Raw genomic sequence first — 24,124 nt, forward strand, 5'->3', positions numbered from 1 at the left:
TCTCCAGGCTGCCGAGCGTGACCAATGAGCCCGACGCAAATCCAGCCATTGCGCGCAACCCTGCGCCTGCAATTTCATAAAGGCTTTACCCTGGAGCAAGCGGTGCCGCTGGTGCCGTATTTCGCCCGCCTCGGCATCAGCCACATTTACGCCTCGCCCCTGCTCGCGGCCCGGGCCGGTTCAATGCACGGCTACGACGTGGTCGACCCGACCCAGGTCAATCCGGAACTCGGCGGCGAACCGGCGCTGCGGCGTCTGGTCAGCACCCTGCGCGAACACAACATGGGGCTGATCCTCGACATCGTCTCCAACCACATGGCCGTTGGCGGCAGCGACAATCCGTGGTGGCTGGACTTGCTCGAATGGGGACGCTTGAGCCCTTACGGCGAGTTCTTCGACATCCAGTGGCATTCGCCGGACCCGCTCATGGAAGGCCAACTGCTGCTGCCGTTTCTTGGCAGCGACTACGGCGTCGCCCTGCAGGAAGGCACGCTGAAACTGTTGTTCAATCCGCAGCGCGGCAGCTTTTACGTCGAACACTATGATCATCACTTCCCGATCTGCCCGAGCGATTACGCCGAGCTGCTCAAGTCGCCGCAAGCCCTGAAGTCTCTGGCCGAGCGGTTCAGTACCCTCAGTTACCAAAGCGACGCCCATGCGCTGGCCATGCCGTTGAAAGACGAGTTGCGAGAACTGGCGACTGAACCGTCGATCCTTGCAGCGATTCACGACACCCTCAAGGCTTACGACTCGACCACTGAAGCGGGCTTCCAAAGGCTGCATCAATTGCTCGAACGACAAAGCTATCGGCTCGCCAGCTGGCGCACCGCTGCCGATGACATCAACTGGCGGCGCTTTTTCGACATCAATGAACTCGGCGGTCTGCGCGTCGAACGTCCGGCGGTGTTCGAAGCCACCCACGGCAAGATTTTCCAGCTGATCGGCGAAGGCCTGATCGACGGTTTACGCATCGACCACATCGACGGCCTCGCCGATCCCCGGGGTTATTGCCGCAAGCTGCGCCGGCGCCTCGACCTGCTCGCGCCGGGCCGGCATCTGCCGATCTACGTCGAGAAGATCCTCGGTGCCGGCGAAACCCTGCACCGTGACTGGGCCGTGAACGGCACCACCGGTTACGAGTTCATGAACCAGTTGTCGCTGCTGCAACACGATCCGGACGGCGAACACGTCCTCGGTGAGTTGTGGCAACGGCGCACCGAACGCCCCGCCGCGTTTATCGAAGAAGCGCAACTGGCGCGCCAGCAGATCCTCAACGGCTCGCTGGCCAGTGACTTTGAAAGCGTTGCCCAGGCCCTGCTGCAGGTGGCCCGCGATGACCTGATGACGCGTGACCTGACCCTCGGCGCGATCCGCCGGGTGTTGCAGGCGTTGATCGTGCACTTTCCGGTGTACCGCACTTACATTGGCGCTATGGGCCGCTCCGCGCAGGATGAGGTGTTTTTCCAGCAGGCCATGGACGGTGCCCGGCAGACCCTCGGCGAAGGCGACTGGCCGGTGCTCGACTGTGTGGCCGCATGGCTCGGTGGCACGCCGTGGCGGCGCAAACCCCGCGGGCGCTCGCGCAAGATCCTCAAGCATGCGTGCGTACGCTTCCAGCAATTGACCTCGCCGGCGGCGGCCAAAGCCGTGGAAGACACCGCGCTGTACCGCTCGGCGGTGCTGCTGTCGCGCAATGACGTCGGCTACAACACCGAGCAGTTCAGTGCACCGCTCAGCGATTTCCACGCAGTCAATCAGCAACGCTTCGCCGAATTCCCCGACAACCTGCTGGCCACCGCCACCCACGATCACAAGCGCGGTGAGGACACCCGCGCACGGCTCGCCGTGCTCAGCGAACGCAGCCATTGGTACGCCGAGCAGATCGAGCTGTGGCGCGCCCTCGCCCGGCCGGTGCGCAGCGACGATCAACAGCCCTCGACCGGCGATGAACTGATCCTCTACCAAGCGTTGCTCGGCAGTTGGCCGCTGGAACTGCGCGAAGGCGATCAGACGGGTTTCGCCGACTACGCCAAACGCATCTGGCAATGGCAACAGAAAGCCTTGCGCGAGGCCAAGCTGCAAAGCAGCTGGAGCGCACCGAACGAAAGCTATGAGCACGCCGCCCGGTCCTTCACCGAAAAACTGCTGACGGGGGATGAAGGTGAGCTGTTGCGTGCGGCGCTGATCAAGACCGTCAACAACATCGCTGCGGCCGGCGCGCTCAACAGTCTGGCGCAAACCTTGCTGCGCATGACCGTGCCGGGGGTGCCGGATCTGTATCAGGGCAACGAGTTCTGGGACTTCAGCCTGGTCGATCCGGACAACCGTCGGCCGGTGGATTACGCCGCGCGGGCGCAGGCGTTGCAGGCACCTGCACCGGTTGAGCAAATGCTGTCGAATTGGCGTGACGGGCGCATCAAGCAGGCGTTGATCGCCGAGGTGCTCAATCTTCGTGCCGAGCATGCCGAGCTGTTTCGCCGGGGTCGTTATCAGGCGCTGGAAGTGCTCGGCAGTCAGGCGCACAACGTGCTGGCGTTCGCCCGTGAACACCAAGGGACGTACGCCATCATGATCGTCCCGGTGCGCTGCGCGGCGCTGCTGGAAAACGGTGCTATCCCTCAGGTCAATGCGCTGCGCTGGGGCGATACGCGGGTGGTTTTACCGTTCGCCGCCTCCGACACAAACCTGAAGGGACTTTTTCAAAGCGCCGCAGTCACAAAAAACAGGGAGCTGAATGTCAGCGAAGCGCTGGGGGATGTCCCGGTCAATCTCTTTATCCAACACTTAACGTAACGACGAGTTCAGTTCAGGAGCATTGCGATGAGTACCGACGATAAACGCATCCGCGAGTTCGCCTATCAGATCTGGGAATCAGAGGGTAAACCTGAAGGTCACGAAGCACGCCACTGGGAGATGGCGCGCAAACTGGCTGAAGCCGAGGCTTTGGCGCCGAAGAAATCACCGAAAGCCGCCAGCAGCAAAACCGCCGGCAAAGGCGTTGACACCAAGGCCCCGGCGGCCAAGCCCAAGGCACCAGCGGCAGCTAAAGCCAAGCCGGCCAGCGCCGCCAAGGTCGTGCCGCCGGGTGAAAAAGCCGCCGAGAAAAAGCCCCGGGCCCCACGCAAGCCCCCGGCCAACTGACACACCCGGATTATTGAATTGAACGACCGTGTGGCGAGTTCGCTCGCCACCGAGGGACAACTCGTCCTCAAGAAACCTCAAATAACCCCTGTCAGGGAGAGAAGCCTGTGGTGACGGGATTTGTCCCCGATCAGTCGCGCAGCGGCCGCAAAACAGCAACAGTGATGTGTCAGACATCCCGCGTGCACTGGTTTTGCGACTGCTTCGCAGCTGATCGGGGCGGTGCGACGTTTCGCTAAATCCCCTCGCCACCGATGCTGTTCCCACAGTTGATCAGTTATTCGAACCAACCCGATTTGCAGGAGCAATCATGTCCAGTCCAAAGAAAGCCGAGCCCGCCGCGCACGCCGAGCCGTCCAGAATCCGTGAAGGTCTGCCCTTCCCGCTCGGTGCGACCTGGGATGGCCTGGGGGTGAACTTTGCGCTGTTTTCCGCCAACGCCACCAAGGTCGAACTGTGCATCTTCGACGATACCGGCGAAGTCGAAATCGAACGCATCGAGCTGCCGGAATACACCGACGAGATCTACCACGGCTATCTGCCCGATGCACATCCGGGGATGATCTACGGTTATCGCGTGTACGGCCCGTATGACCCGGCCAATGGTCATCGCTTCAACCACAACAAATTGCTCATCGACCCCTACGCCAAGCAATTGGTCGGCGAGTTGAAATGGTCCGAAGCGCTGTTCGGCTACACCATCGGCCACCCCGATGCCGACCTGAGTTTCGACGAACGCGACAGCGCGCCCTTCGTGCCCAAGTGCAAGGTCATCGACCCGGCGCACACCTGGGGCAACGATCACCGCGTGAGCGTGCCGTGGGACAAAACCATCATTTACGAAACCCACGTGCGCGGCATCAGCATGCGTCATCCGTCGGTGCCGGAAAACGTGCGGGGCACCTTTGCCGGTCTGATGGTCGATGACGTGCTCGAGCACATTCGCAAGCTCGGCGTGTCGTCGGTCGAACTGTTGCCGATCCACGCGTTCGTCAATGACCAGCACTTGCTACACAAGGGCATGACCAACTACTGGGGCTACAACAGCATCGCGTTTTTCGCCCCGGACCCGCGCTACCTGGCCAGCGGCAAGATCGCCGAATTCAAGGAAATGGTCGCGCACCTGCACGAAGCCAACCTCGAAGTGATCCTCGACGTGGTCTACAACCACACCGCCGAGGGCAACGAGCAAGGCCCGACCCTGTCGATGCGCGGTATCGACAACGCCTCGTACTACCGGCTGATGCCCGACGACAAGCGCTTCTACATCAACGATTCCGGCACCGGTAACACGCTGGACCTGAGCCACCCGTGCGTGCTGCAAATGGTCACCGACTCACTGCGCTACTGGGCCAGCGAGATGCACGTCGACGGTTTCCGTTTCGACCTGGCGACCATCCTCGGCCGTTATCACGACGGTTTCGACGAGCGTCACAGTTTCCTCGTTGCCTGTCGCCAAGACCCGGTACTGCGTCAGGTGAAAATGATCGCCGAACCGTGGGACTGTGGCCCCGGCGGCTATCAGGTGGGTCATTTCCCGCCAGGCTGGGTCGAGTGGAACGACAAGTTCCGCGACACCGTGCGCGCGTTCTGGAAAGGTGACGACGGCCAGGTCGCCGACTTCGCCAGTCGCATGACCGCCTCCGGCGAAATGTTCAACCAGCGCGGACGGCGGCCGTATTCGTCGGTGAACTTCATCACCGCCCACGACGGTTTCACCCTCAACGATCTGGTGTCGTACAACGACAAGCACAACGAGGCCAACGACGAGAACAATCAGGACGGCAGCAACAACAACCTGTCGTGGAACCACGGCGTCGAAGGCCCGACCGACGATCCGCAGATCAACGCGCTGCGCCATCGACAGATGCGCAACTTCTTCGCCACCCTGTTGCTGGCGCAAGGCACGCCGATGATCGTCGCCGGTGACGAGTTCGCCCGTACGCAGGACGGCAACAACAATGCCTACTGCCAGGACAGCGAGATCGGCTGGGTCAACTGGGACCTGAGCGAAGACGGCAAGGCCCTGCTGAAATTCGTCAAACGCCTGATCAAGCTGCGTCTGGCGTATCCGATCCTGCGTCGCGGACGCTTCCTGGTCGGTGAGTACAACGAGGACATCGGCGTCAAGGACGTCACCTGGCTCGCGCCGGATGCGACGGAAATGACCACCGAGCACTGGCATGACGCCCATAACCGTTGCCTGGGCATGTTGCTCGATGGCCGTGCCCAGGAAACCGGAATTCGCCGCAAGGGTGGCGACGCGACCCTGCTGCTGGTGGTCAACGCGCACCACGACATCGTCAACTTCACCCTGCCGGAAGTGCCTGACGGCGGTTTCTGGACCTGCATGATCGACACCAATCAGCCGTCGATCCGAGGTCAGGAACGCTTCGAATTCGGGCATGAATATTCGGTCACCGGCCGTTCGCTGCTGCTGTTCGAACTGCAACGTGATGAAGAAGACTGATATGGATCTGCAACGCTACCTTGCCCGCCGCCCGCCGGATTATCCCGACACCGTCGCCCTCGGCAGTTGCCTGCGGGCGATGGTCGAGGCCGGTCTGGACCGGCTGCCGTTACCGGGCAGCGGGCACACGCTGGAACGCTTTCAGCGCCTGGCCCAGGTCGGCGGACATGATCTGGGGCTGTGCAAACTCTATGAGGGCCACACCGACGCACAGGCGATCATCGAGCAACTGGGCGGCACGCCAACACCCGGCAGTACGTGGGGGATGTGGGCGGCCGAGCCGCCGCAGGTGCGCGTCAAGGTCACCCCCGCCGGGCACATGGGGTTGCTCAACGGACGCAAGGCCTGGTGCTCCGGTGCCTCGGTGCTCAGCCATGCCTTGCTCACGGCGTGGGACAGCAACGATCAGCAGCAACTGGTGGCCGTGGCCCTTGATCAACCCGGGGTGCGCATTACCGATCAGGGCTGGCACGCCGTGGGCATGGGTGCCACCGGCAGCGTCGAAGTCGTGTTCGAAGACGCCGAGGGTCAGGCCATCGGCCGTCCTGGCGACTACCTGCAACGGCCAGGCTTCTGGCAGGGCGGGATCGGCATTGCCGCGTGCTGGTACGGTGCCGCGCGGCAGCTTGCCGAGTCGCTGCGCCAGCACTGCGCACAACGCGAAGAACCTCACGCCCTCGCCCATCTGGGCGCGGTCGACAGTGCGTTGCAGGCCGCCGCCGATGTGTTGCGCTTCAGCGCGCTCCAAATCGACGCGCATCCCGAAGCCAACGCCGAACTGCTCGCCCGCCGTGCCCGCGCCGTGGTCGAGCAGTCGGCCGAGTCAGTGATCCGCGAAGTCGGCCGTGCGCTCGGGGCCGGGCATTTTTGCAAGGATCGGCATTTCGCCGGTCTGGTCGCCGACCTGCCGGTGTTTCTGCGTCAAAGCCACGCCGAACGCGATCTGGCCGCCCTCGGTCAATTGGTCACCCGGCAAGCCGACGAGGTCTGGTCGCTATGAGAAGCAATCCGATCGTCGGCCAGGGCACGTCACTGCATCAGTGGCAGGGTTCAAGACGTTTGGCTGAAGTGCCAGACATTACGGTCGAAGAACTGGTGCCGCCCGGTGCACGCGCCGTGATCGTCGCCCCGCACCCGGACGACGAAGTGCTCGGTTGCGGTGGTTTGCTGCAATTGCTCGCCACGGCGGGCCGTTCGATGCAGTTGATTTCCGTCACCGACGGCAGCGCCAGCCATCCCGGTTCGCAACGCTGGCCGGTGGAACGCCTCAGCGTGATGCGCCCGCAGGAATCGGCCGAAGCCCTGCGCCGCCTCGGCTTGCCGATGCACAGTCTGAAGTGGCTGCGTGGTGGCTTCACCGACACCTTGGTGGCCGCTCAGGAACAGGCGCTGAGCGCTTTCATTGAAAGTCATTTGCGCGCCGACGATGTGCTGTTCACCACATGGCGCGAAGATGGCCACAGCGATCACGAAGCGGTCGGCCGCGCCAGCGTCGATGCCGCCCGCCGTGTCGGTGCGACCTGTCATGAATTACCGGTGTGGACCTGGCACTGGGCCGCGCCGGAAGATGCCGGCGTGCCGTGGCGCCGGGCGCGCAAGATTCTCCTGACACCGGCCGAGGTGGCGCGCAAACGCCATGCGGTGCACGCCTTCGCCAGTCAACTGGAGGGCGACCCCGACGCCGGCCTGGCTCCGGTGTTGGCGCCCTATGTGATTGATCGCCTGCTGCAACCTTTCGAAGTGGTGTTCCTGTGAGTGTCGACGATCGTTATTTCGACGGCCTGTTCGCCGGCAACGACGACCCGTGGGCGTTTCGCCAACGCTGGTACGAGCAACGCAAACGCGCGATCACCCTCGCGGCGCTGCCACGTCCGCACTATCGGGCGATCTTCGAGCCGGGTTGTGCCAATGGCGAGCTGAGCGCCGAGCTGGCCGGGCGTTGCGATCGTCTGTTGTGTTGCGACACTGCGAACGCGGCGGTGAATCTGGCGCGTACCCGATTGAGCCTGTTCGACCATGCCGAAGTCCGTCAAAACCGTCTGCCCGGCGACTGGCCGGAAGAAAAATTCGACCTGATTGTATTTAGCGAAATCGGCTACTACCTCGACCGTACCGATCTGACAGAAGTGATCCGGCGGATCAGTGATTCCCTGACGGCCGACGGACAACTGCTGGCCTGCCACTGGCGCCCGCCCATCGACGGCTGTCCGTTGAACGCCCGACAGGTCCATGACCTGATCCACGAACACCTGCATCTGCCACGCCTGGTGCTGCATCAGGAAGCGGATTTCATCCTCGAGCTGTGGAGCCGCGAACCGCGCTCGGTCGCAGCATTGGAGGGCTTGCGATGATCGGCATTCTGATTCCCGCACACAACGAAGAAGCGCTGCTCGACGAGAGCCTCAGCGCCGCCCTGCGCGCCAGCAAGCACGGACTGCTCGCTGGCGAACCGGTGGAAGTGCTGGTGGTGCTCGACAGTTGCACCGACCGCTCGGCGCACATCGTCAGCCAATACCCGGTGCTGAGCCTGCACATCGAGGCGCGCAATGTCGGTCAGGCCCGGGCTGCCGGGGCGCACATGTTGCTGGAGCGCGGCGCACGCTGGATCTCCTGTACCGACGCCGACAGTCGTGTGGCCGATGACTGGCTGGTGGCGCAGTTGGGCCTCGGGGCAGACGCCGTGTGTGGCACGGTGACGGTCGAGCGCTGGGACGAATCCTTCGACGAGGCCGCGCAAATTCGTTACCACCGTCATTACCGGGCCTGCGACGGCCATCGGCACATTCATGGTGCCAATCTGGGCATCAGCGCCGACGCCTATCGCTGGGCCGGAGGCTTTAAACCGCTGGCTTGCGACGAAGACGTGCAATTGGTACGCGAGCTGGAACTGTCCGGGGCGAACATCGCCTGGAGCCATCGCCCGCAGGTCCGCACCAGCGCCCGCCTCGACAGCCGGGCACGGGGAGGATTTGGTGACTATCTGCGACATCTGGCACACCTGGAATAAAAAAAACCGGATCAGATCAATCTGCGACGCGACGAATTTAACTTCATGGGCAATACTCTGCTGCGCGGCAATCCAGGGTTCGGAGCGTCGCATGGCAAACAATCCGCCTTCACGGGTCGGACGCGCCGGGCCATTGCGGCCACGCCACCGACTGAGGGCCAGACACAACAAGGACGTCGCACCCATGAAACCGTTATCCCTCAGCGAAAACAGTCCCTCGGCGCAAATCTGGAACAGCGCCGCCCAACTCGACAACATTCCCGTCATCAATACCCATAGCCTGGTGCCCGCCGGCGCCCGTGCGGTGGTGATTGCCCCGCACCCCGGCGATGAAGTGGTCACCTGCGGTGGCCTGCTGCAATTGCTCGCCGGCCTTGGCCACCCGTTGCAATTGCTGTCGATCACCGACGGCAGCGCCAGCCATCCCGGCTCCCGACAATGGTCGGAAAAACGCCTGAGCGTGTTCCGCCCCCAGGAAAGTGTCGAAGCCTTGCGCCGCCTCGGCTTGCCGATGCACAGCCTGAAATGGGTGCGCGGCGGCTTCACCGATAACGCCCTGCGCGAAAAGGAAAACGAACTGGTGGCCTTCATCGGCCGTTACCTGCGCCCCGGCGATGCCGTGTTCAGCACCTGGCGCGGGGATGGCAACGACGATCACGAAGCGGTTGGCCACGCCGCCGCCAGAGCCGCAGAATTGGCCGGGGCGACCTTCCACGACGTACCGGTCTGGGCCTGGCACTGGCCGGAGCGCGACCATGCACTGATTCCCTGGGAACGCGCGCGCAAACTGCGCCTCGACACCTGGACCGTCGCGCGCAAAAGCCACGCCACCCACGCCTACGCCAGCCAGCTCAAGGGCGAACCGGCGATCGGCATTGCGCCGATGTTGCCGCCGGTGATCCTCGAAAGAATGCGCCTGCCCTACGAAATCGTCTTCGTCTGAGCCCTGCAAAAAACTCTCAGCCCGACCCAATATCCTGTAGGCGTTGCCGAAGGCTGCGCCTGCAGGTGTTTGCGCGAGCAATTGGAGGAACTGCCAGCCACCCGCATCAGTCGCATGTACAGGAAGACAGAATTCAGAGGAGCGAACGTGTCCAGCGATCCCAAGCGTCATGTGGTCGACGCGCCAGTCATTCATCGCCTGCGGGTGCTCACGGTCAATACCCACAAGGGCTTCACCGCGCTGAACCGGCGCTTCATTCTCCCGGAATTACGCGAGGCGGTGCGCAGTACCTCGGCCGATCTGGTGTTTTTGCAAGAAGTGGTCGGCGAACACGAGCGGCATTCGAACCGCTACAACGAATGGCCACAAACCTCGCAATACGAATTCCTCGCCGACAGCATGTGGAGCGATTTTGCCTACGGGCGCAACGCCGTGTACCCCGATGGTCATCACGGCAATGCATTACTGTCCAAATACCCGATCCGCGAATACCGCAACCTTGATGTGTCGATCACCGGTCCCGAACGCCGTGGCCTGCTGCACTGTGTGCTGGATGTGCCGGGGCATGCCGAAGTCCATGCGATCTGCGTGCATCTGAGCCTGCTGGAAAGCCACCGCCAATTGCAGTTGCAACTGCTTTGCCAGTTGCTCGAATCGTTACCCGACGATGCACCGGTCATCATCGCCGGAGACTTCAACGACTGGCAGTTGCAGGGCAACGCCGCCCTCGCCCGGCGTGACTACCTGCATGAAGCTTTCGAACGCCATCACGGGCGCCCGGCCAAGACCTACCCGGCACGATTTCCATTGCTGCGACTGGACCGGATCTACCTGCGCAATGCCAGCAGTCACGCCCCGAAGATCCTCGGTAACAAGCCGTGGACGCACCTGTCGGACCATTTGCCGCTGGCCGTAGAAGTGCATTTGTAATGGCGCTTGCGGCAATACAACTCGTCAAGTCAGCGGTCTGCCGGTGGAACCGTATGTGCGCGCCAATCTGTGGCAGACCTTTTCCGGCACCGACTCGGTGACATTTGGCGACAATGACGTGATCACCACCGAGCAGAAGTCCTCGACGGCGGACTTGGGCCTGGGCGTGGTGTTAACGCTCGATCGCGCCGTCAGCGTTTACGCCAGCACCGATTACAGTAGCAATATTGACAGTAATGACCTGCGCGGCGTGGTCGGCAATGTGGGTATTCGCCTCAGCTGGTAGACCTTCCGTCGGCAATTGAACCTCTCTACTCCGGCACTTTGATCGTGTTCTTCCATGCAAACAAACACTTAGTTATGTGCAGAAAAACAAACGCTTGCGACTGTCGATTTACCACTACCGCTCATCGTTCAATTTCTTGACGTACGGGCGCGACTCTCCTTATCTCTACCTTACTACCCCCGGAAACACTATCCGGGGCGACCCTCGGGCACTCGCGAAATCGAGCGGCCACGGTTCGCCCCGCTCCATTCGGTCGCCCCTCGTTCGGGGTAGGAGAGACGCCACATCGAGATATCGCATGCGCCCGCAAGGTAGACCTCCATGAAAACTTCAATCACCCCACACGAGATCAAAATCACTTTCTGCACAGTGTCGAGTTCAATCTTGCTGTGCTCATCCATGGAGGCGCAGGCCGGTCCTGCGGCGGATGAAACCACCCCGTGGTATCGCGCGGATGCGCAAGTGCTAACCCTGCCCACGACCGTGATCACCCCGAATGCGCAACGCTTCAGTCCACGGCCCGATCTGCAAGGCACGCGCCTGATCACCGAAGACCTCGCACCCTCAGCGTGGGACGAGTTGTATGGACGCAGTGCACGTCAGGCGCAAACCGATGTGCTGTCTTCGGGTTTCGCCACACCCGGCAGCGGTGATTTCAAAGGCCCGGCGGTGCTGACCCTGCAAAGCGGCAGCCATACCCAGACCATCGGTCTGATGGGTGGTTTCAACGAGATTCAGGCCAACGGCAACGGCGTGATCACCAGCCGCGCCCTGTCCGACCCGACCCGTGACACCCTCAACCTGCAAGGTCAGAGCCTCGGTGCCTATTACAGCCTGATCGGTGCACTGGGCTGGCATGTCGATCTGTCGGCCAGCGGTGGTCGGGTCAGCGGTTTCAGTCGCAATGAACAAGGCGCACGCCAGGCCACCGAAGGCCACGCGATGACCTTCTCGGTGGAGGGCGGTTTTCCAATTGGCTTGAGTGAAAACTGGGTGGTCGAACCCCAGGCGCAATTGATCAATCAACGCATCACCCTCGACACGCCTTACGCCGGCTCCGGCAACGCGTCATCCACCGATCTGACCGCGTGGAGCGGCCGCGTCGGCGCGCGCCTGAAAGGCAGTTACGATTTGAACGGTCTGCCGGTCGAACCCTACGTGCGCACCAACCTGTGGCACACGGTGTACACGGGCAGCACGGTGACCCTGGATCAAGTCGACAAAATCAGCAGCAGTCGCAAGTCTTCAACCGTCGAGCTGGGCCTGGGCCTGGTGGCGCGGGTGACACCGGTGGTCAGTCTGTATGTGAGCGCGGATTACAGCAGCGATGTGGATGACAATGATTTGAATGGGCTGATTGGCAGCCTTGGGGTGCGCATGCGCTGGTGATTTTCAGATCACCGGAAATTCCTGTGGGAGCACGTTTGCTCCCACAGGTTTTTCGGCGCCTGGATCAAGCCCCCGGTTTAAGAATCAGCACCGCTAGCGGCGGCAGATTCAGTTCCAGCGACAATGACTGGCCATGGCTCGGCACTTCTTCGGTAAACGCCCCGCCGCCATTGCCATAATTGGAACCGGCGTAGGTGTCGGCATCGCTGTTGAGCAATTCGCTCCAGCGCCCGGCAAACGGCACCCCCACTCGATACGACTGACGCGGCACCGGTGTGAAGTTGGCCACCACCAGCACCGGTTGACCGTCCTTGCTCCAGCGCAGCCAGGCGTAGACGCTGTTGATCGCATCGTCGCCAATCAACCACTGGAAGCCCTGCGGTGCGTCGTCCTGGTCGTGCAGCGCCGGCTCTTCGCGGTACAGGCGATTGAGGTCACCCACCAGTTTCTGCACGCCCTTGTGTTCCGAATACTGCAGCAGGTACCAGTCGAGCTGCTGATCGTGGTTCCACTCGCGCCACTGGCCAAACTCGCACCCCATGAACAGCAGTTTCTTGCCCGGGTGGGTCCACATGAAGCTCAGATAAGCGCGCAGGTTGGCGAATTTCTGCCAGCGGTCGCCGGGCATCTTGTCGATCAGCGAATGCTTGCCGTGCACCACTTCGTCGTGGGAGATCGGCAGGATGAAACGCTCTGACCAGGCGTAGACCAGACCGAAACTCAATTCATTGTGGTGATGGGCGCGGTACACCGGATCCTGCTGAATGTAGTGCAGCGAATCGTGCATCCAGCCCATGTTCCATTTGTAGGCGAAACCGAGCCCGCCCTGCTGGGTGCTCTGGCTGACGCCCGGCCATGCGGTGGATTCCTCGGCGATCACCAGGGCCCCCGGCGCTTCCAGATGCACCACATCGTTCAAATGCCGCAGGAAGTCGATGGCTTCCAGATTCTCCCGACCGCCATGCCGGTTCGGCACCCATTCGCCGGCTTTGCGCGAATAGTCGCGATAGAGCATCGAGGCCACGGCATCGACGCGCAGGCCATCAATGTGGAAATGCTTCAACCAGTGCAGCGCCGATGCAAGCATGTAGCCATGCACTTCGGTGCGCCCGAGGTTGTAGATCAGCGTATCCCAATCCTGATGGAACCCCTCCAGTGGGTTGCCATACTCGTATAACGCCGTGCCGTCGAATTGCGCCAGCCCGTGAGTATCGGTGGGAAAATGCGCCGGCACCCAGTCGAGAATCACCCCGATGTCGGCCTGGTGGCAGGCGTTGACGAACTCGGCGAACTGCTCCGGTGTGCCGTAGCGCGCGCTCGGGGCGAATTGCGACAGCAACTGATAACCCCAGGAACCGCCGAACGGGTGCTCCATGATCGGCATCAGCTCGATGTGGGTAAAGCCCAGCTCCTTGACGTACGGAATCACGCGTTCAGCCAGTTCCGGCCAGGTGTACTGACGGGCCACCTCGCCCAGATCATCCAGTTCGCACTGCCACGAGCCCGCGTGCAGTTCGTAGATCGACAGCGGTGCCGAATGTTTCTGCCGCTCGCCACGGCCGTTCATCCAGTCGTGGTCCTGCCAGTCGACTTGCAGGGGCGCGGCGACTTTCGAGGCGGTGTCCGGTGGCAGGCTGGTGGCCAGCGCCATCGGATCGGCCTTGAGCGGCAGAATCCCATGGGCCCCGAGAATTTCGTATTTATACAACTCGCCCGCTTGCAGACGCGGGATGAACAACTCCCAGACCCCGGACGGATGACGCAGACGCATCGGATGCCGGCGCCCGTCCCAGACGTTGAAATCGCCGACCACCGACACCCGCCGGGCATTCGGTGCCCACACGGCAAAGCGCACACCGTCGACGCCATCGACGGTTTTCAGTTGCGCACCGAGGCAGGCACTGAGGTCGCGATGATTGCCCTCGGCGAACAGATATAAGTCCATTTCACCGAGCAACGGGCCAAAGCTGTAAGGGTCCTCGGCGACCTGTTCGCCACCGGCCCAACGCGTGCGCAGCAAGTATGGCCGCGCCTGATCAAAGTGACCGACAAACAACCCCGGTGTTTCAGTCTGTTGCAACGGACCGCGCTCATCGCCCGAGTCCTTGTCCAGCACCACCACGCTCAACGCCCCCGGTAAATAGGCGCGAATGAACTGCCCACCGGCGCCATCGCCGTGGGGGCCAAGAATCGAAAACGGGTCGTGATGTTCCGCGCGTACCAGGGCGTCGATGTCTTTCGCCCCCGGCAGCAGTGCTTCTTTCGCTGAACCCTGTTCCTTGTTCGAGAAACTCATGACTACTCTCCACCAAGATCGGAAAAGGGTTTAAGCCCCGTCAATAACCCATACAAACCGTGCAACGGCACGGGCAGCCACGTCGGGCGATTTTCGGCTTCATAGGCCACTTCATAGGCCGCTTTCTCCAGACCGAACAACGCCAGTGCGGCATCGGCACCTTCAGGATCTTGCCAGGCATGTTCAAGACTAGCTGCCGCCTGACGATATGCCTCGACAAATGCCTCACGGGCCTCACGCAGGTACCGTTGCGCAACGCGATGTCGCGCCGCTTCGGAGTCGGCGCTGTGATCGACGTTGTGCACGTTGATGGTCATCGCCGCCGCGTAATCGAAGGAACGCAGCACGCCACTGACATCCTTGTACGGACTGTGCTTGCCTCGGCGTTCGCTCAACGGCCGCGCCGGTTCGCCTTCGAAGTCGATCAGGTAGGCATCGCCCTTGATCACCAGCACCTGGCCCAAATGCAGATCGCCGTGGACGCGAATCTGCAGACCGCCGACGGCTTTTTTCGCCAGATCCTGCACGTGGCCGAGAATGGTTTTTTTCTCGTCCAGCAGCGTCTTCACCAGCGTCTGGTCCGCCGCGTTGAGCTCGCCCTGATGCTGCTTGAGCAGTTTCAACGCGTGCTCGACCTGGGCAGCGATATCCTTGCCGGTCGCCTGCGCATCCTTGGCGGTTGACACCTGCGGCGCGAAGTCGGGGTTGTCGGTCGGCGCAGCGAGCACCTTGTGCATTTCGCCCAGCCGCTGACCGAGCATCCCGGCGAAATCGCGCAACTCGCCCAAGGCGTTGTAATGCTGTTCCTGCTCGGACATGGCATCGGCGAGTTCATCGCGCAGCGCCCGTTCGAGGTTGTTTTGTGTCCATTCCCAGGCGTCGCCCTGATTGCTCAGATAGCCTTGGGCGATCATCAACAGATTGTCCTCGCCCTGGGCATCGCGACGGATGACCGAACCCAGCAGTGGAGAGATATTGGCAAATCCGGCCTCGGTCAGGTAAGCGCTCATCTCCAGTTCCGGGTGTACGCCAGAAGCGACTTTACGTATCAGCTTGAGCACCAGGCTATTGCCGATCACCACCGAACTGTTCGACTGTTCGGCCGACAGATAGCGCACTTCCGATTCGGCACCGAGGCCGAGCGTCTCCAGCAGCGGCGTCGGCGCGAAACGGATCTCGCCCTCGGTCGATTCCAGCACAGTGTTGTTCTGCATGCCTTGCAGCACAGCGCGAATAAACGCTTCGAGGCTGAACGCATCGGTGATCAGACCGACCTGACGCACGCGCCGTACACGGGCCAAAGCCAATTGCTGCGGCAACGCCGGCCCGACCTGATCTTCGGAGATAAAGCCGAACGGCAATTGATAACGGCTGGTCTGCCCGCCGCGGGTCACTTCGATTTCGCTGAGCAGTACCGGATGCTGGGCATCGCCGAAGCGCACGCCGTAAGCCAGATGCACCTTGTCGACGGCCGCATCCTTGCCGGCGAACCAGCGGCGGTTTTGCAGCCAGCTCGGCAGAATGCCTTGCTCCAGCGTCGCGCGCGAAGGTGCTTCGAGCAGTTCTTCCATGCGCTTTTTCAGCACCAGCGTGGTGAAGTCCGGCAGGCTTTGCGCCGGTTCTACATGCCAGCTCGGCATCTGGTTTTCCGCGGCCAGGGCAAACCAGTAGAAGCCGTACGGCGCCAGGGTCAGCAGGAAATTCAGCTGGCCGATCGGCGGGAACGCGTTACCGCCGAGCATCTCCACCGGCACCATGCCGACGTAGGCCGACAGATCCAGCTCCGCCGCTTGTGCGCTGCGTGAAACGTTGGCCACGCAGAGAATGATCTCGTGCTTGCCGTCGGCGTCGGTGAATTCGCGGGTGTACGCCAGAATCCGCCGGTTGCTCGGCGAAAGCATTTTCAGCGTGCCACGGCCGAACGCCTTGGACTGTTTACGCACAGCGAGCATGCGCCGCGTCCAGTTGAGCAGCGAGTGCGGATCACCGGCCTGGGTTTCGACGTTGACCGACAGATAGCCGTACTGCGGGTCCATGATCGGCGGCAGCACCAGACTGGCCGGATCGGCGCGGGAGAAGCCACCGTTGCGGTCGATCGACCATTGCATCGGCGTACGCACGCCGTCGCGGTCGCCAAGGTAAATGTTGTCGCCCATGCCGATTTCATCGCCGTAATACAGGGTCGGCGTGCCCGGCATCGACAGCAGCAGACTGTTCAGCAGTTCGACGCGACGGCGATCACGTTCCATCAACGGCGCCAGGCGCCGGCGGATACCGAGGTTGATCCGCGCCCGACGGTCAGCCGCGTAGTAATTCCACAGGTAATCGCGCTCCTTGTCGGTGACCATTTCCAGCGTCAGTTCATCGTGATTGCGCAGGAAGATCGCCCATTGACAGTTGGCGGGAATCTCCGGTGTCTGACGCAGAATGTCGGTGATCGGGAAACGATCTTCCTGGGCTAGCGCCATGTACATGCGCGGCATCAGCGGGAAGTGAAAGGCCATGTGGCATTCGTCACCGTTGACACCTGCGGCATCGGTGTCACCGAAGTACAGCTGGGTGTCTTCCGGCCATTGGTTGGCTTCGGCCAGCAGCATGCGGTCAGGGTAATTGGCGTCGATTTCGGCGCGGATCTGCTTGAGGACGTCGTGGGTCTCGGGCAGGTTTTCGTTGTTGGTGCCGTCGCGCTCGATCAGGTACGGAATGGCGTCGAGGCGCAGGCCGTCGATGCCCATGTCCAGCCAGTAACGCATCACCGACAGCACGGCTTTCATCACTTGCGGGTTGTCGAAGTTGAGGTCCGGCTGGTGCGAATAGAAGCGGTGCCAGAAGTACTGGCCGGCGACCGGGTCCCAGGTCCAGTTGGACTTTTCGGTGTCGAGGAAAATGATGCGGGTGCCGTCGTATTTCTGGTCGTCATCCGACCATACGTAGAAGTCCCGCGCCGCCGAACCGGGCTTGGCCTTGCGCGCCCGCTGAAACCACGGGTGCTGGTCGGAGGTGTGGTTGATGACCAGCTCGGTGATCACCCGCAAGCCGCGTTTGTGCGCCTCGGCGATAAAGCGTTTGGCGTCGGCCATCGTCCCGTAATCGCTGTGGACGCCACGGTATTCAGCGATGTCGTAGCCGTCGTCACGACGTGGCGAGGGATAGAAAGGCAGGAGCCAGATGGTATTGACGCCGAGTTCGGCAATGTAATCGAGCTTGGCGATCAGCCCGGGAAAATCGCCGATGCCGTCATTATTGGAGTCGAAAAACGATTTGACGTGTACCTGATAAATCACCGCGTCCTTGTACCAGAGCGGGTCTTTGATGAATGTGGCTGCCTTGGGTTTCTTCGCCATTTGAAACTCCTGCTGAATTCTCTGATGCCACAGGGTCACCCCTGTGGCGAGGGGATTGATCCCCGTTCGGCTGCGCAGCAGTCGTCAATTCAGACAACATGTGACAGCTGAAAAAAAGCGGGGCCGCTTCGCAGCCCAACGGGGATAAATCCCCTCGCCACACTGTTTGGCACATGGTTTAAGGGGCCGTAATCCGCCAGATACCGAACGGCTGATACCCCGGATCAATGCGCATGAACTGGTATTTACCGTGCCAGTCCCAGCGGTGCCCGTTCATCAAATCTTCGCCGTGCGTAGTGGCGTCATCGGGCAGACCCATTTCCCACAACGGCAGTTCAAAATTCGCTTCCTGCACGTTGTGCGGATCGAGGCTGACCGCCACCAGAATGAAGTTGCTGCCGTCCGCGCTGCGCTTGCCGAAATACAGAATGTTGTCGTTCCACGCGTTGTAGACCTTCAGCCCCAGGTGCGTGTGCAGCGCCGGGTTCTGCCGGCGTATACGGTTGAGCTGGGCAATTTCGGCAATGATGTTGCCGGGGGCAGTGAAATCGCGGACGCGAATCTCGTACTTCTCAGAATCGAGGTATTCCTCCTTGCCCGGCACCGGTGCCGACTCGCACAGCTCATACCCGGAATACATGCCCCACAAGCCCGAACCCATCGTCGCCAGCGCCGCACGGATCAGGAAACCCGGGCGCCCCGACTCATGCAGAAACGCCGGGTTTATGTCCGGGGTATTGACGAAAAAATTCGGCCGGTAGCACTCGCGCCACGGCGATTCATTCAGTTCGGTGAAATACGTGGCCAGCTCAGCCTTGGTGTTGCGCCAGGTGAAGTAGGTGTAGCTCTGGGTGTAACCGACCTTGCCCAGGCGCGCCATCATCGCCGGCGTGGTGAAGGCTTCGGCGAGGAAGATTACTTCCGGGTACAGCGCGCGCACGTCGGCAATCAGCCATTGCCAGAAGGGCAATGGTTTGGTGTGCGGGTTGTCGACACGGAAGATCTTCACGCCCTCCTCGACCCAGCCAACGACAATGTCGCGCAATTCGACCCACAGGCTCGGAATCGCGTCCGGCGCATAGAAGTCGACGTTGACGATGTCCTGGTATTTCTTCGGCGGGTTTTCCGCGTATTTGATCGTGCCGTCCGGACGCCAGTTGAACCAGCCCGGATGCTGTTTGAGCCAAGGGTGATCCTGGGAACACTGGATAGCGAAGTCGAGGGCGATTTCCAGGCCATGATCGGCGGCAGCAGCGACCAGGCGGCGGAAGTCCTCACGGGTGCCAAGTTGCGAGTGAATCGCCTCGTGACCGCCCTCCTCGCTGCCGATGGCATAAGGGCTGCCCGGATCATCCGGGGCTGCCGTCAGGGAATTGTTGCGGCCCTTGCGGTGAGCGCGGCCGATCGGATGGATCGGCGTGAAGTACAGCACGTCGAAGCCCATGTCCTGAATCATCGGCAATCGTGCGTGCACATCATTAAAGGTGCCGTGGCGAGCGGGATCGTCGGTGATCGAGCGGGGAAACAGCTCGTACCAACTGGCAAACTCGGCCAGCTCGCGTTCGACGTCCACGGGGAACTCGGGACTGACGCTCAGGTAGGCGCGGTGATCGGCCTGCGCCATCAGTTGCGCACTGCGCGAGTGCAGAAACAGCGCGACCTGCTCGGTTTCGAGCAACCCGGACAATTCATGGTGCAACGCGGCCAGCTGTTCGCTGAGCTGGCCTTCGCTGCGTTCGGCGGCTTGTTGCACCATGCTCCGGCCTTCCTGCAGCTCCAGGGAGACGGGCACCGCGGCGGTATGCTTCTTCTCCAGTTCGTACTGAAAACTGGCGAAATGATCGATCCACGCTTCGATGCAATACAGATAGCGGCCCTGATGCTCGGGCCGGAACTGGCCGCGCCAGCCGTTATTGCCCTGATCGGCCATGACTTCGCTTTGCCACGTGTCCTCGCCTTCCTCGCGCCAGCGGATGCGCACCGCCAGCTTGTCGTGGCCATCGGCGAAGACCTTGCTGGTAACCACCACCTCACGACCGGCAATCGACTTCACGGCGAACTGCCCGCCATCGAGGGTCGGCATGGTGTTTTCGATAACGATGCGCGGCAACAGCAACGCCTGCGACAGCGGCATGTGCGGGTTGTAGCTCAGCTCTGAAGGTTTTTCAGCAGTCATCGAGCATCTCTCCTTAACGCCCCAAGGACGCTCTTGTGCCGGATCAGCGTGCGCGACAAAGCGCCTGCCCCGGAATGAACTCACCTAGGTTCCGAGCGACTGGCGCCGGGAAAAGTTCACAGTGATTTGCCTGTGCGAAAAAGCGGATCGTTTTCGCCGCAAGGTGGTCAATCCACTTAAGCACTTCTCACGCCATGTGCCACACGGAGGTCCCCCTGATGAACATCCCGATCCCGGCCGAAACGCCTGATCCGAACATCGACAAACCCACCCTGCCGGAGACAGAACCGCAACCGGTGCCCGAGCAGGAACCGCCAGGCACCACGCCACCGGCCAAGGAAGAACCGCCGACGACGATGCCACCGGTTATCGTCTGACTCTTCCCTGCGCGCTGATATGGCTCATGTAGGAGCAGCCTTCGGCAGCTCCTACAGGTGTCTGTTCTGCTCATCGTCCTTTTCGAACACTCGGACAATTCGCGGCATCACGCTGAAGATCCCCAACGCCAGCAACGTACTGAACAGCGCCGTCGCCTCTCTGCCCAACCCGGTTGCCACACCAATGGCTGCGGTCATCCACAACCCCGCCGCCGTCGTCAGGCCCTTCACGTGGCCTTCATCACCTTCGCGGTTTTTCAGGATGGTGCCGGCACCGAGAAAACCGATCCCGGCAATCACCCCTTGCAGCACTCGACTCATCGCGTCAGATTCAGCGCCGGACGTCTGCGGCACCAGCACGAACAGCGCCGCACCGAGCGCCACCAGCATGTGCGTGCGCACCCCGGCAGCCTTGCCCTTGTGTTCGCGCTCGAAACCGAGGATGCCCCCAAGAATCGCTGCCATCAGCAGACGCACGGTGATCCGCGTCAACTGCGACGCATCACCGATGTCGGCGAATTCCGCCTGCAGGGTTTCCCACACTTCATGCCACCACGCGTTCATAGGGAGTCCTTGTTATTGGCTGTATAAACGATGGACAGCGGCGACCATTAATCAGTTGCGCAGAACGATCGGCGAAGCCTGTGCCCTAACCTTTCAGACCCCCCTGAAAAAAGGACTGCCCTCATGCCCCTTCGAGTCGATGAATCCAATCCCGAACAAAAAGTGTGTTTTTTCACGGTCGAGAATGGCGAAGAAATCCGCATTTGCGACACCCTGGAAGTCCGCACGGACAGCGACAAAGCCATGTCGTTCGTGGAAATAGAGGGCCGGCGCGTGTACATCACCGAAGCAGAAGCCGACGAATTGACCGTTGCAGGCGCCAGAGACGGTCGCAAGCACTTGAAGGCTGACGAGAGTGGTTCGGTGATTTGACTGACCTTGATCAACACCTCGCGCAAACGTCTGATATAGGCGTTTGCGCCTTTGTTTGCGGGCTGCTTCAAGTTGTCGCAGGCGTTGCACAGAATCTCATCTGATCCGCTTTTTATTGAAATACCTGAGTCTGTTATGCAAACAGATCGACGCTCATAGTGCGCTGGCCTGATGGAGGCTGATGAGCGAATGACCATGAGCGAACAAATTCCCGTCCGAACCGTAGAAGCAAGCCCCACTATAAAAAATGTACCGGGTCGCCCGATGAAGGCGAAGGCCGGCTCCACTGACAAGCAGATTCACACCCGCAGCTTCACTGGCCTGTTCCGCACGTTGCGCATGAGCGGCGCGGGGTTTCTGTTTCTGCTGTTCTTCGGCACCGTGTGGCTGAACTGGGGCGGTCGTCAGGCCGTGCTCTGGGATCTTTCCGAAAGCAAATTCCATATCTTCGGCGCGACCTTCTGGCCGCAGGATTTCATCCTGCTCTCGGCGTTGCTGATCATTGCCGCGTTCGGCCTGTTCGCCATCACCGTGTTCGCCGGGCGGGTCTGGTGCGGTTACACCTGCCCACAGAGTTCGTGGACGTGGATTTTCATGTGGTGCGAGAAAATCACCGAAGGCGAACGCAACCAGCGGATCAAGCTGCAAGCAGCGCCGTGGAGCCTGAACAAACTGGCCCGACGCGCCGCCAAGCACACGTTGTGGCTGGCGATCAGCGTGATGACCGGACTGACCTTTGTCGGCTACTTCACCCCGATCCGGCCGCTGGCCGAAGAACTGCTGACCTTGCACATCGGTGGCGTCAGCCTGTTCTGGGTGCTGTTCTTCACCGCTGCCACCTACATCAATGCCGGCTGGCTGCGGGAAGCGGTGTGCATGCACATGTGCCCGTATGCGCGGTTCCAGAGCGTGATGTTCGACAAGGACACCCTGGCGATTTCGTACGACGTGGCCCGTGGCGAAAACCGTGGCCCGCGCAAGCGCGAGGTGAAACCCGCCGAGGCCGGCCTCGGTGACTGCATCGACTGCCAGTTGTGCGTGCAGGTTTGCCCGACTGGCATCGACATCCGCGATGGCCTGCAGATGGAGTGCATCGGTTGCGCAGCGTGCATCGACGCCTGCGATTCGATCATGGACAAAATGAACTACCCGCGCGGTTTGATCCGCTACAGTTCCGAACGGGAATTGCAGGGGGGCAAGACCCATTTGCTGCGTCCGCGTCTGATCGGCTATGTCGCGGTGCTGCTGGTGATGATCGGCGCGCTGGCCATGGCGCTGGTCGAACGGCCGATGGTGTCGCTGGACGTGACCAAGGATCGCGGGCTGTTCCGTGAGAACGGCCAGGGCCAGATCGAGAACATCTACACCCTCAAGGTCATCAACAAGACCCAGCAGCGGCAGGCCTACAACCTGAGCCTGGTCGATGGCGACGGTTTCCAGTTGCAAGGCAAGACCGAACTGAGCCTGGCGCCGGGCGAGATTGTTGATGTGCCGGTGTCGGTGGCGATGACCACGGAGCGTCCGGCCAGCAGTTCACAGACCTTGAGTTTCAAGATTGCCGACAGCGATGAGCCCGAGATTTATAGCGTGGCGAAAAGCAGGTTTGTGGCGCCGATGAATCGTTGAGCCGTTAGAATCCTTTCCCCTCACCCCAGCCCTCTCCCGGAGGGAGAGGGAGCCGACCGAGGTGTCTGTCGCTATACATCGACCTGACAGACCGAGTCGATTATGGATTCAGCAAAGCACTTTTCAGGCTGAGTCGATTGTGGATTCAGCAAAGCACTTTCAGGTCGGTGTAGTTCGCAAGCATCCCCCCATTCAGTCCCCTCTCCCTCTGGGAGAGGGTTAGGGTGAGGGGCAGTTCTCCTGACACACCTCATCATCAACCAGCACCAAGGCTCCTCGATGAAACGCTACGAAAAATTCGCCGACGACATCGCTGAACTGATCCGCTCCGGCGTCCTAGGCCCCGGCCAGCGGGTGCCGTCGGTGCGCTACGCGAGCCAGACCTACGGGGTCAGCCCATCCACGGTGTTCCAGGCTTATTACCTGCTGGAACGCCGCGGCCTGATCCGCGCCCGGCCGCGTTCCGGCTACTTCGTCAACACCCATGCGCCGAGCCCGTTCTCGGAGCCGGTGATCAGCAGCCATGTCAACGACTCCACCGAAGTCGACGTCAGCGAGCTGGTGTTCTCGGTGCTCGAATCGATCAAGGACCCGAGCACCGTGCCCTTCGGCTCGGCGTTCCCCAGCCCGACGCTGTTCCCGCTGCAACGCCTGTCGCGGTCACTGGCCAGCGCCGCCCGGGAAATGGACCCGCGCATGGTGGTCACCGACATGTCGCCGGGCAACCCGCAACTGCGCCGGCAGATCGCCCTGCGCTACATGGTCGGCGGACTGATGCTGCCGATGGAAGAACTGCTGATCACCAACGGCGCCCTGGAAGCGCTGAACCTGTGCCTGCAAGCGGTGACCGAGCCAGGCGACCTGGTCGCCATCGAGGCCCCGGCGTTTTATGCCAGCCTGCAAGTGCTGGAGCGGCTGAAACTCAAAGCGGTGGAAATTCCCGTGCACCCACGCGACGGTATCGACCTCGGCGTGCTTGCACAGACGCTGGAGCGACATCCGATCAAGGCCTGCTGGTGCATGACCAGTTTCCAGAACCCGATGGGAGCAACCATGCCCGAGGCGAAGAAACAGGAACTGGTGGAACTGCTGCGCCGACATCAGGTGCCGCTGATCGAGGATGACGTGTACGCCGAACTCTATTACGGCCAGCAGGCGCCGAAACCGGCCAAGGCCTTCGACACCGAAGGGCTGGTGATGCAC

18 protein-coding genes and 1 pseudogene are annotated in these 24,124 nt (G+C 61.5%); 15 read left to right on the forward strand and 4 right to left on the reverse strand.

Translation table 11 applies throughout. The annotated features are described in order from the left end of the window. The first annotated feature begins 24 nt into the window (after nucleotides 1–24). From DBR24_RS06490 to DBR24_RS06540, 11 genes and pseudogenes are all read left to right on the forward strand, one after another. On the forward strand, nucleotides 25–2,793 hold the full coding sequence (locus DBR24_RS06490) for a malto-oligosyltrehalose synthase (RefSeq protein WP_128614258.1): 2,769 nt from the start codon (nucleotides 25–27) through the stop codon (nucleotides 2,791–2,793). 27 nt (nucleotides 2,794–2,820) lie between these two features. Continuing rightward, nucleotides 2,821–3,141, forward strand: a complete 321-nt coding sequence (locus DBR24_RS06495) for a DUF2934 domain-containing protein (protein ID WP_128614259.1) — start codon at nucleotides 2,821–2,823, stop codon at nucleotides 3,139–3,141. A 310-nt stretch (nucleotides 3,142–3,451) separates the two neighbouring features. After that, on the forward strand, nucleotides 3,452–5,611 hold the full coding sequence (gene glgX, locus DBR24_RS06500) for a glycogen debranching protein GlgX (RefSeq protein WP_123469053.1): 2,160 nt from the start codon (nucleotides 3,452–3,454) through the stop codon (nucleotides 5,609–5,611). A gap of 1 nt (nucleotide 5,612) precedes the next feature. After that, nucleotides 5,613–6,611 (forward strand): acyl-CoA dehydrogenase, encoded by a 999-nt coding sequence (locus tag DBR24_RS06505; protein WP_128614260.1) that lies wholly within the window; start codon nucleotides 5,613–5,615, stop codon nucleotides 6,609–6,611. Continuing rightward, nucleotides 6,608–7,366 carry a PIG-L deacetylase family protein gene (locus tag DBR24_RS06510; protein WP_128614261.1) on the forward strand — a complete coding sequence of 253 codons (759 nt, stop codon included), beginning with the start codon at nucleotides 6,608–6,610 and terminating at the stop codon, nucleotides 7,364–7,366. The genes DBR24_RS06505 and DBR24_RS06510 overlap by 4 nt, the downstream gene beginning before the upstream one ends. After that, on the forward strand, nucleotides 7,363–7,962 hold the full coding sequence (locus DBR24_RS06515) for an SAM-dependent methyltransferase (RefSeq protein ID WP_128614262.1): 600 nt from the start codon (nucleotides 7,363–7,365) through the stop codon (nucleotides 7,960–7,962). Before DBR24_RS06510 ends, DBR24_RS06515 begins: the two co-directional genes overlap by 4 nt. Next, a complete protein-coding gene (locus DBR24_RS06520) occupies nucleotides 7,959–8,618 on the forward strand; it encodes a glycosyltransferase family 2 protein (RefSeq protein WP_128614263.1) in 660 nt (219 codons plus the stop codon). Before DBR24_RS06515 ends, DBR24_RS06520 begins: the two co-directional genes overlap by 4 nt. 184 nt (nucleotides 8,619–8,802) lie before the next feature. Further along, the gene (locus DBR24_RS06525) at nucleotides 8,803–9,561 is read left to right on the forward strand and encodes a PIG-L deacetylase family protein (RefSeq protein ID WP_128614264.1); all 759 of its coding nucleotides are present in this window, start codon (nucleotides 8,803–8,805) and stop codon (nucleotides 9,559–9,561) included. Between the two features lie 147 nt (nucleotides 9,562–9,708). After that, on the forward strand, nucleotides 9,709–10,491 hold the full coding sequence (locus DBR24_RS06530) for an endonuclease/exonuclease/phosphatase family protein (protein ID WP_128614265.1): 783 nt from the start codon (nucleotides 9,709–9,711) through the stop codon (nucleotides 10,489–10,491). A 25-nt stretch (nucleotides 10,492–10,516) separates the two neighbouring features. Then, nucleotides 10,517–10,777: pseudogene (locus tag DBR24_RS06535) on the forward strand (autotransporter outer membrane beta-barrel domain-containing protein); the annotation flags it as partial. A gap of 321 nt (nucleotides 10,778–11,098) precedes the next feature. After that, entirely contained in the window at nucleotides 11,099–12,166 is a 1,068-nt protein-coding gene (locus DBR24_RS06540) for an autotransporter outer membrane beta-barrel domain-containing protein (protein WP_128614266.1), read from the forward strand. Nucleotides 12,167–12,230: 64 nt separating this feature from the next. Here the strand turns inward: DBR24_RS06540 and glgB are convergent, their stop codons facing one another. The 3 genes from glgB to DBR24_RS06555 all read right to left on the reverse strand — a co-directional run bounded on the left by glgB (nucleotide 12,231) and on the right by DBR24_RS06555 (nucleotide 19,982). Continuing rightward, the gene (gene glgB / locus DBR24_RS06545) at nucleotides 12,231–14,462 is read right to left on the reverse strand and encodes a 1,4-alpha-glucan branching protein GlgB (protein WP_128614267.1); all 2,232 of its coding nucleotides are present in this window, start codon (nucleotides 14,460–14,462) and stop codon (nucleotides 12,231–12,233) included. Between the two features lie 2 nt (nucleotides 14,463–14,464). After that, nucleotides 14,465–17,806, reverse strand: a complete 3,342-nt coding sequence (treS, locus tag DBR24_RS06550; protein WP_128614268.1) for a maltose alpha-D-glucosyltransferase — start codon at nucleotides 17,804–17,806, stop codon at nucleotides 14,465–14,467. 178 nt (nucleotides 17,807–17,984) lie between these two features. Continuing rightward, on the reverse strand, nucleotides 17,985–19,982 hold the full coding sequence (locus DBR24_RS06555) for an alpha-1,4-glucan--maltose-1-phosphate maltosyltransferase (RefSeq protein ID WP_128614269.1): 1,998 nt from the start codon (nucleotides 19,980–19,982) through the stop codon (nucleotides 17,985–17,987). Nucleotides 19,983–20,200: 218 nt separating this feature from the next. Between DBR24_RS06555 and DBR24_RS31005 the strand changes: the two genes are divergently transcribed. Further along, on the forward strand, nucleotides 20,201–20,359 hold the full coding sequence (locus tag DBR24_RS31005) for a hypothetical protein (protein WP_177490452.1): 159 nt from the start codon (nucleotides 20,201–20,203) through the stop codon (nucleotides 20,357–20,359). Nucleotides 20,360–20,410: 51 nt separating this feature from the next. Here the strand turns inward: DBR24_RS31005 and DBR24_RS06560 are convergent, their stop codons facing one another. After that, nucleotides 20,411–20,923 (reverse strand): MgtC/SapB family protein, encoded by a 513-nt coding sequence (locus DBR24_RS06560; RefSeq protein ID WP_123469073.1) that lies wholly within the window; start codon nucleotides 20,921–20,923, stop codon nucleotides 20,411–20,413. A gap of 123 nt (nucleotides 20,924–21,046) precedes the next feature. Here DBR24_RS06560 and DBR24_RS06565 point away from each other — a divergent pair, with 123 nt between their 5' ends. From DBR24_RS06565 to DBR24_RS06575, 3 genes are all read left to right on the forward strand, one after another. Further along, nucleotides 21,047–21,295 (forward strand): DUF3203 family protein, encoded by a 249-nt coding sequence (locus DBR24_RS06565; protein ID WP_128614270.1) that lies wholly within the window; start codon nucleotides 21,047–21,049, stop codon nucleotides 21,293–21,295. A gap of 195 nt (nucleotides 21,296–21,490) precedes the next feature. Beyond that, nucleotides 21,491–22,921 (forward strand): cytochrome c oxidase accessory protein CcoG, encoded by a 1,431-nt coding sequence (ccoG, locus tag DBR24_RS06570; RefSeq protein ID WP_123469201.1) that lies wholly within the window; start codon nucleotides 21,491–21,493, stop codon nucleotides 22,919–22,921. A 279-nt stretch (nucleotides 22,922–23,200) separates the two neighbouring features. After that, nucleotides 23,201–24,124 (forward strand): PLP-dependent aminotransferase family protein (locus DBR24_RS06575; RefSeq protein ID WP_146188975.1); only part of this gene is annotated, 924 nt, incomplete at its 3' end.

The sequence above is a fragment of the Pseudomonas sp. HMWF006 genome (assembly GCF_003061205.1).
In the GTDB taxonomy this organism is placed as follows: Bacteria; Pseudomonadota; Gammaproteobacteria; order Pseudomonadales; family Pseudomonadaceae; genus Aquipseudomonas; species Aquipseudomonas monsensis.

Excerpts from the sequence above, each read along its gene's own strand:
- DBR24_RS06490 (WP_128614258.1), top strand. The coding sequence starts at position 25 with ATGAGCCCGACGCAAATCCAGCCATTGCGCGCAACCCTGCGCCTGCAA.
- DBR24_RS06495 (WP_128614259.1), top strand. The coding sequence starts at position 2,821 with ATGAGTACCGACGATAAACGCATCCGCGAGTTCGCCTATCAGATCTGG.
- glgX (WP_123469053.1), top strand. The coding sequence starts at position 3,452 with ATGTCCAGTCCAAAGAAAGCCGAGCCCGCCGCGCACGCCGAGCCGTCC.
- DBR24_RS06505 (WP_128614260.1), top strand. The coding sequence starts at position 5,613 with ATGGATCTGCAACGCTACCTTGCCCGCCGCCCGCCGGATTATCCCGAC.
- DBR24_RS06510 (WP_128614261.1), top strand. The coding sequence starts at position 6,608 with ATGAGAAGCAATCCGATCGTCGGCCAGGGCACGTCACTGCATCAGTGG.
- DBR24_RS06520 (WP_128614263.1), top strand. The coding sequence starts at position 7,959 with ATGATCGGCATTCTGATTCCCGCACACAACGAAGAAGCGCTGCTCGAC.
- DBR24_RS06525 (WP_128614264.1), top strand. The coding sequence starts at position 8,803 with ATGAAACCGTTATCCCTCAGCGAAAACAGTCCCTCGGCGCAAATCTGG.
- DBR24_RS06540 (WP_128614266.1), top strand. The coding sequence starts at position 11,099 with ATGAAAACTTCAATCACCCCACACGAGATCAAAATCACTTTCTGCACA.
- glgB (WP_128614267.1), bottom strand. The coding sequence starts at position 14,462 with ATGAGTTTCTCGAACAAGGAACAGGGTTCAGCGAAAGAAGCACTGCTG.
- treS (WP_128614268.1), bottom strand. The coding sequence starts at position 17,806 with ATGGCGAAGAAACCCAAGGCAGCCACATTCATCAAAGACCCGCTCTGG.
- DBR24_RS06555 (WP_128614269.1), bottom strand. The coding sequence starts at position 19,982 with ATGACTGCTGAAAAACCTTCAGAGCTGAGCTACAACCCGCACATGCCG.
- DBR24_RS31005 (WP_177490452.1), top strand. The coding sequence starts at position 20,201 with ATGAACATCCCGATCCCGGCCGAAACGCCTGATCCGAACATCGACAAA.
- DBR24_RS06560 (WP_123469073.1), bottom strand. The coding sequence starts at position 20,923 with ATGAACGCGTGGTGGCATGAAGTGTGGGAAACCCTGCAGGCGGAATTC.
- DBR24_RS06565 (WP_128614270.1), top strand. The coding sequence starts at position 21,047 with ATGCCCCTTCGAGTCGATGAATCCAATCCCGAACAAAAAGTGTGTTTT.
- ccoG (WP_123469201.1), top strand. The coding sequence starts at position 21,491 with ATGAGCGAACAAATTCCCGTCCGAACCGTAGAAGCAAGCCCCACTATA.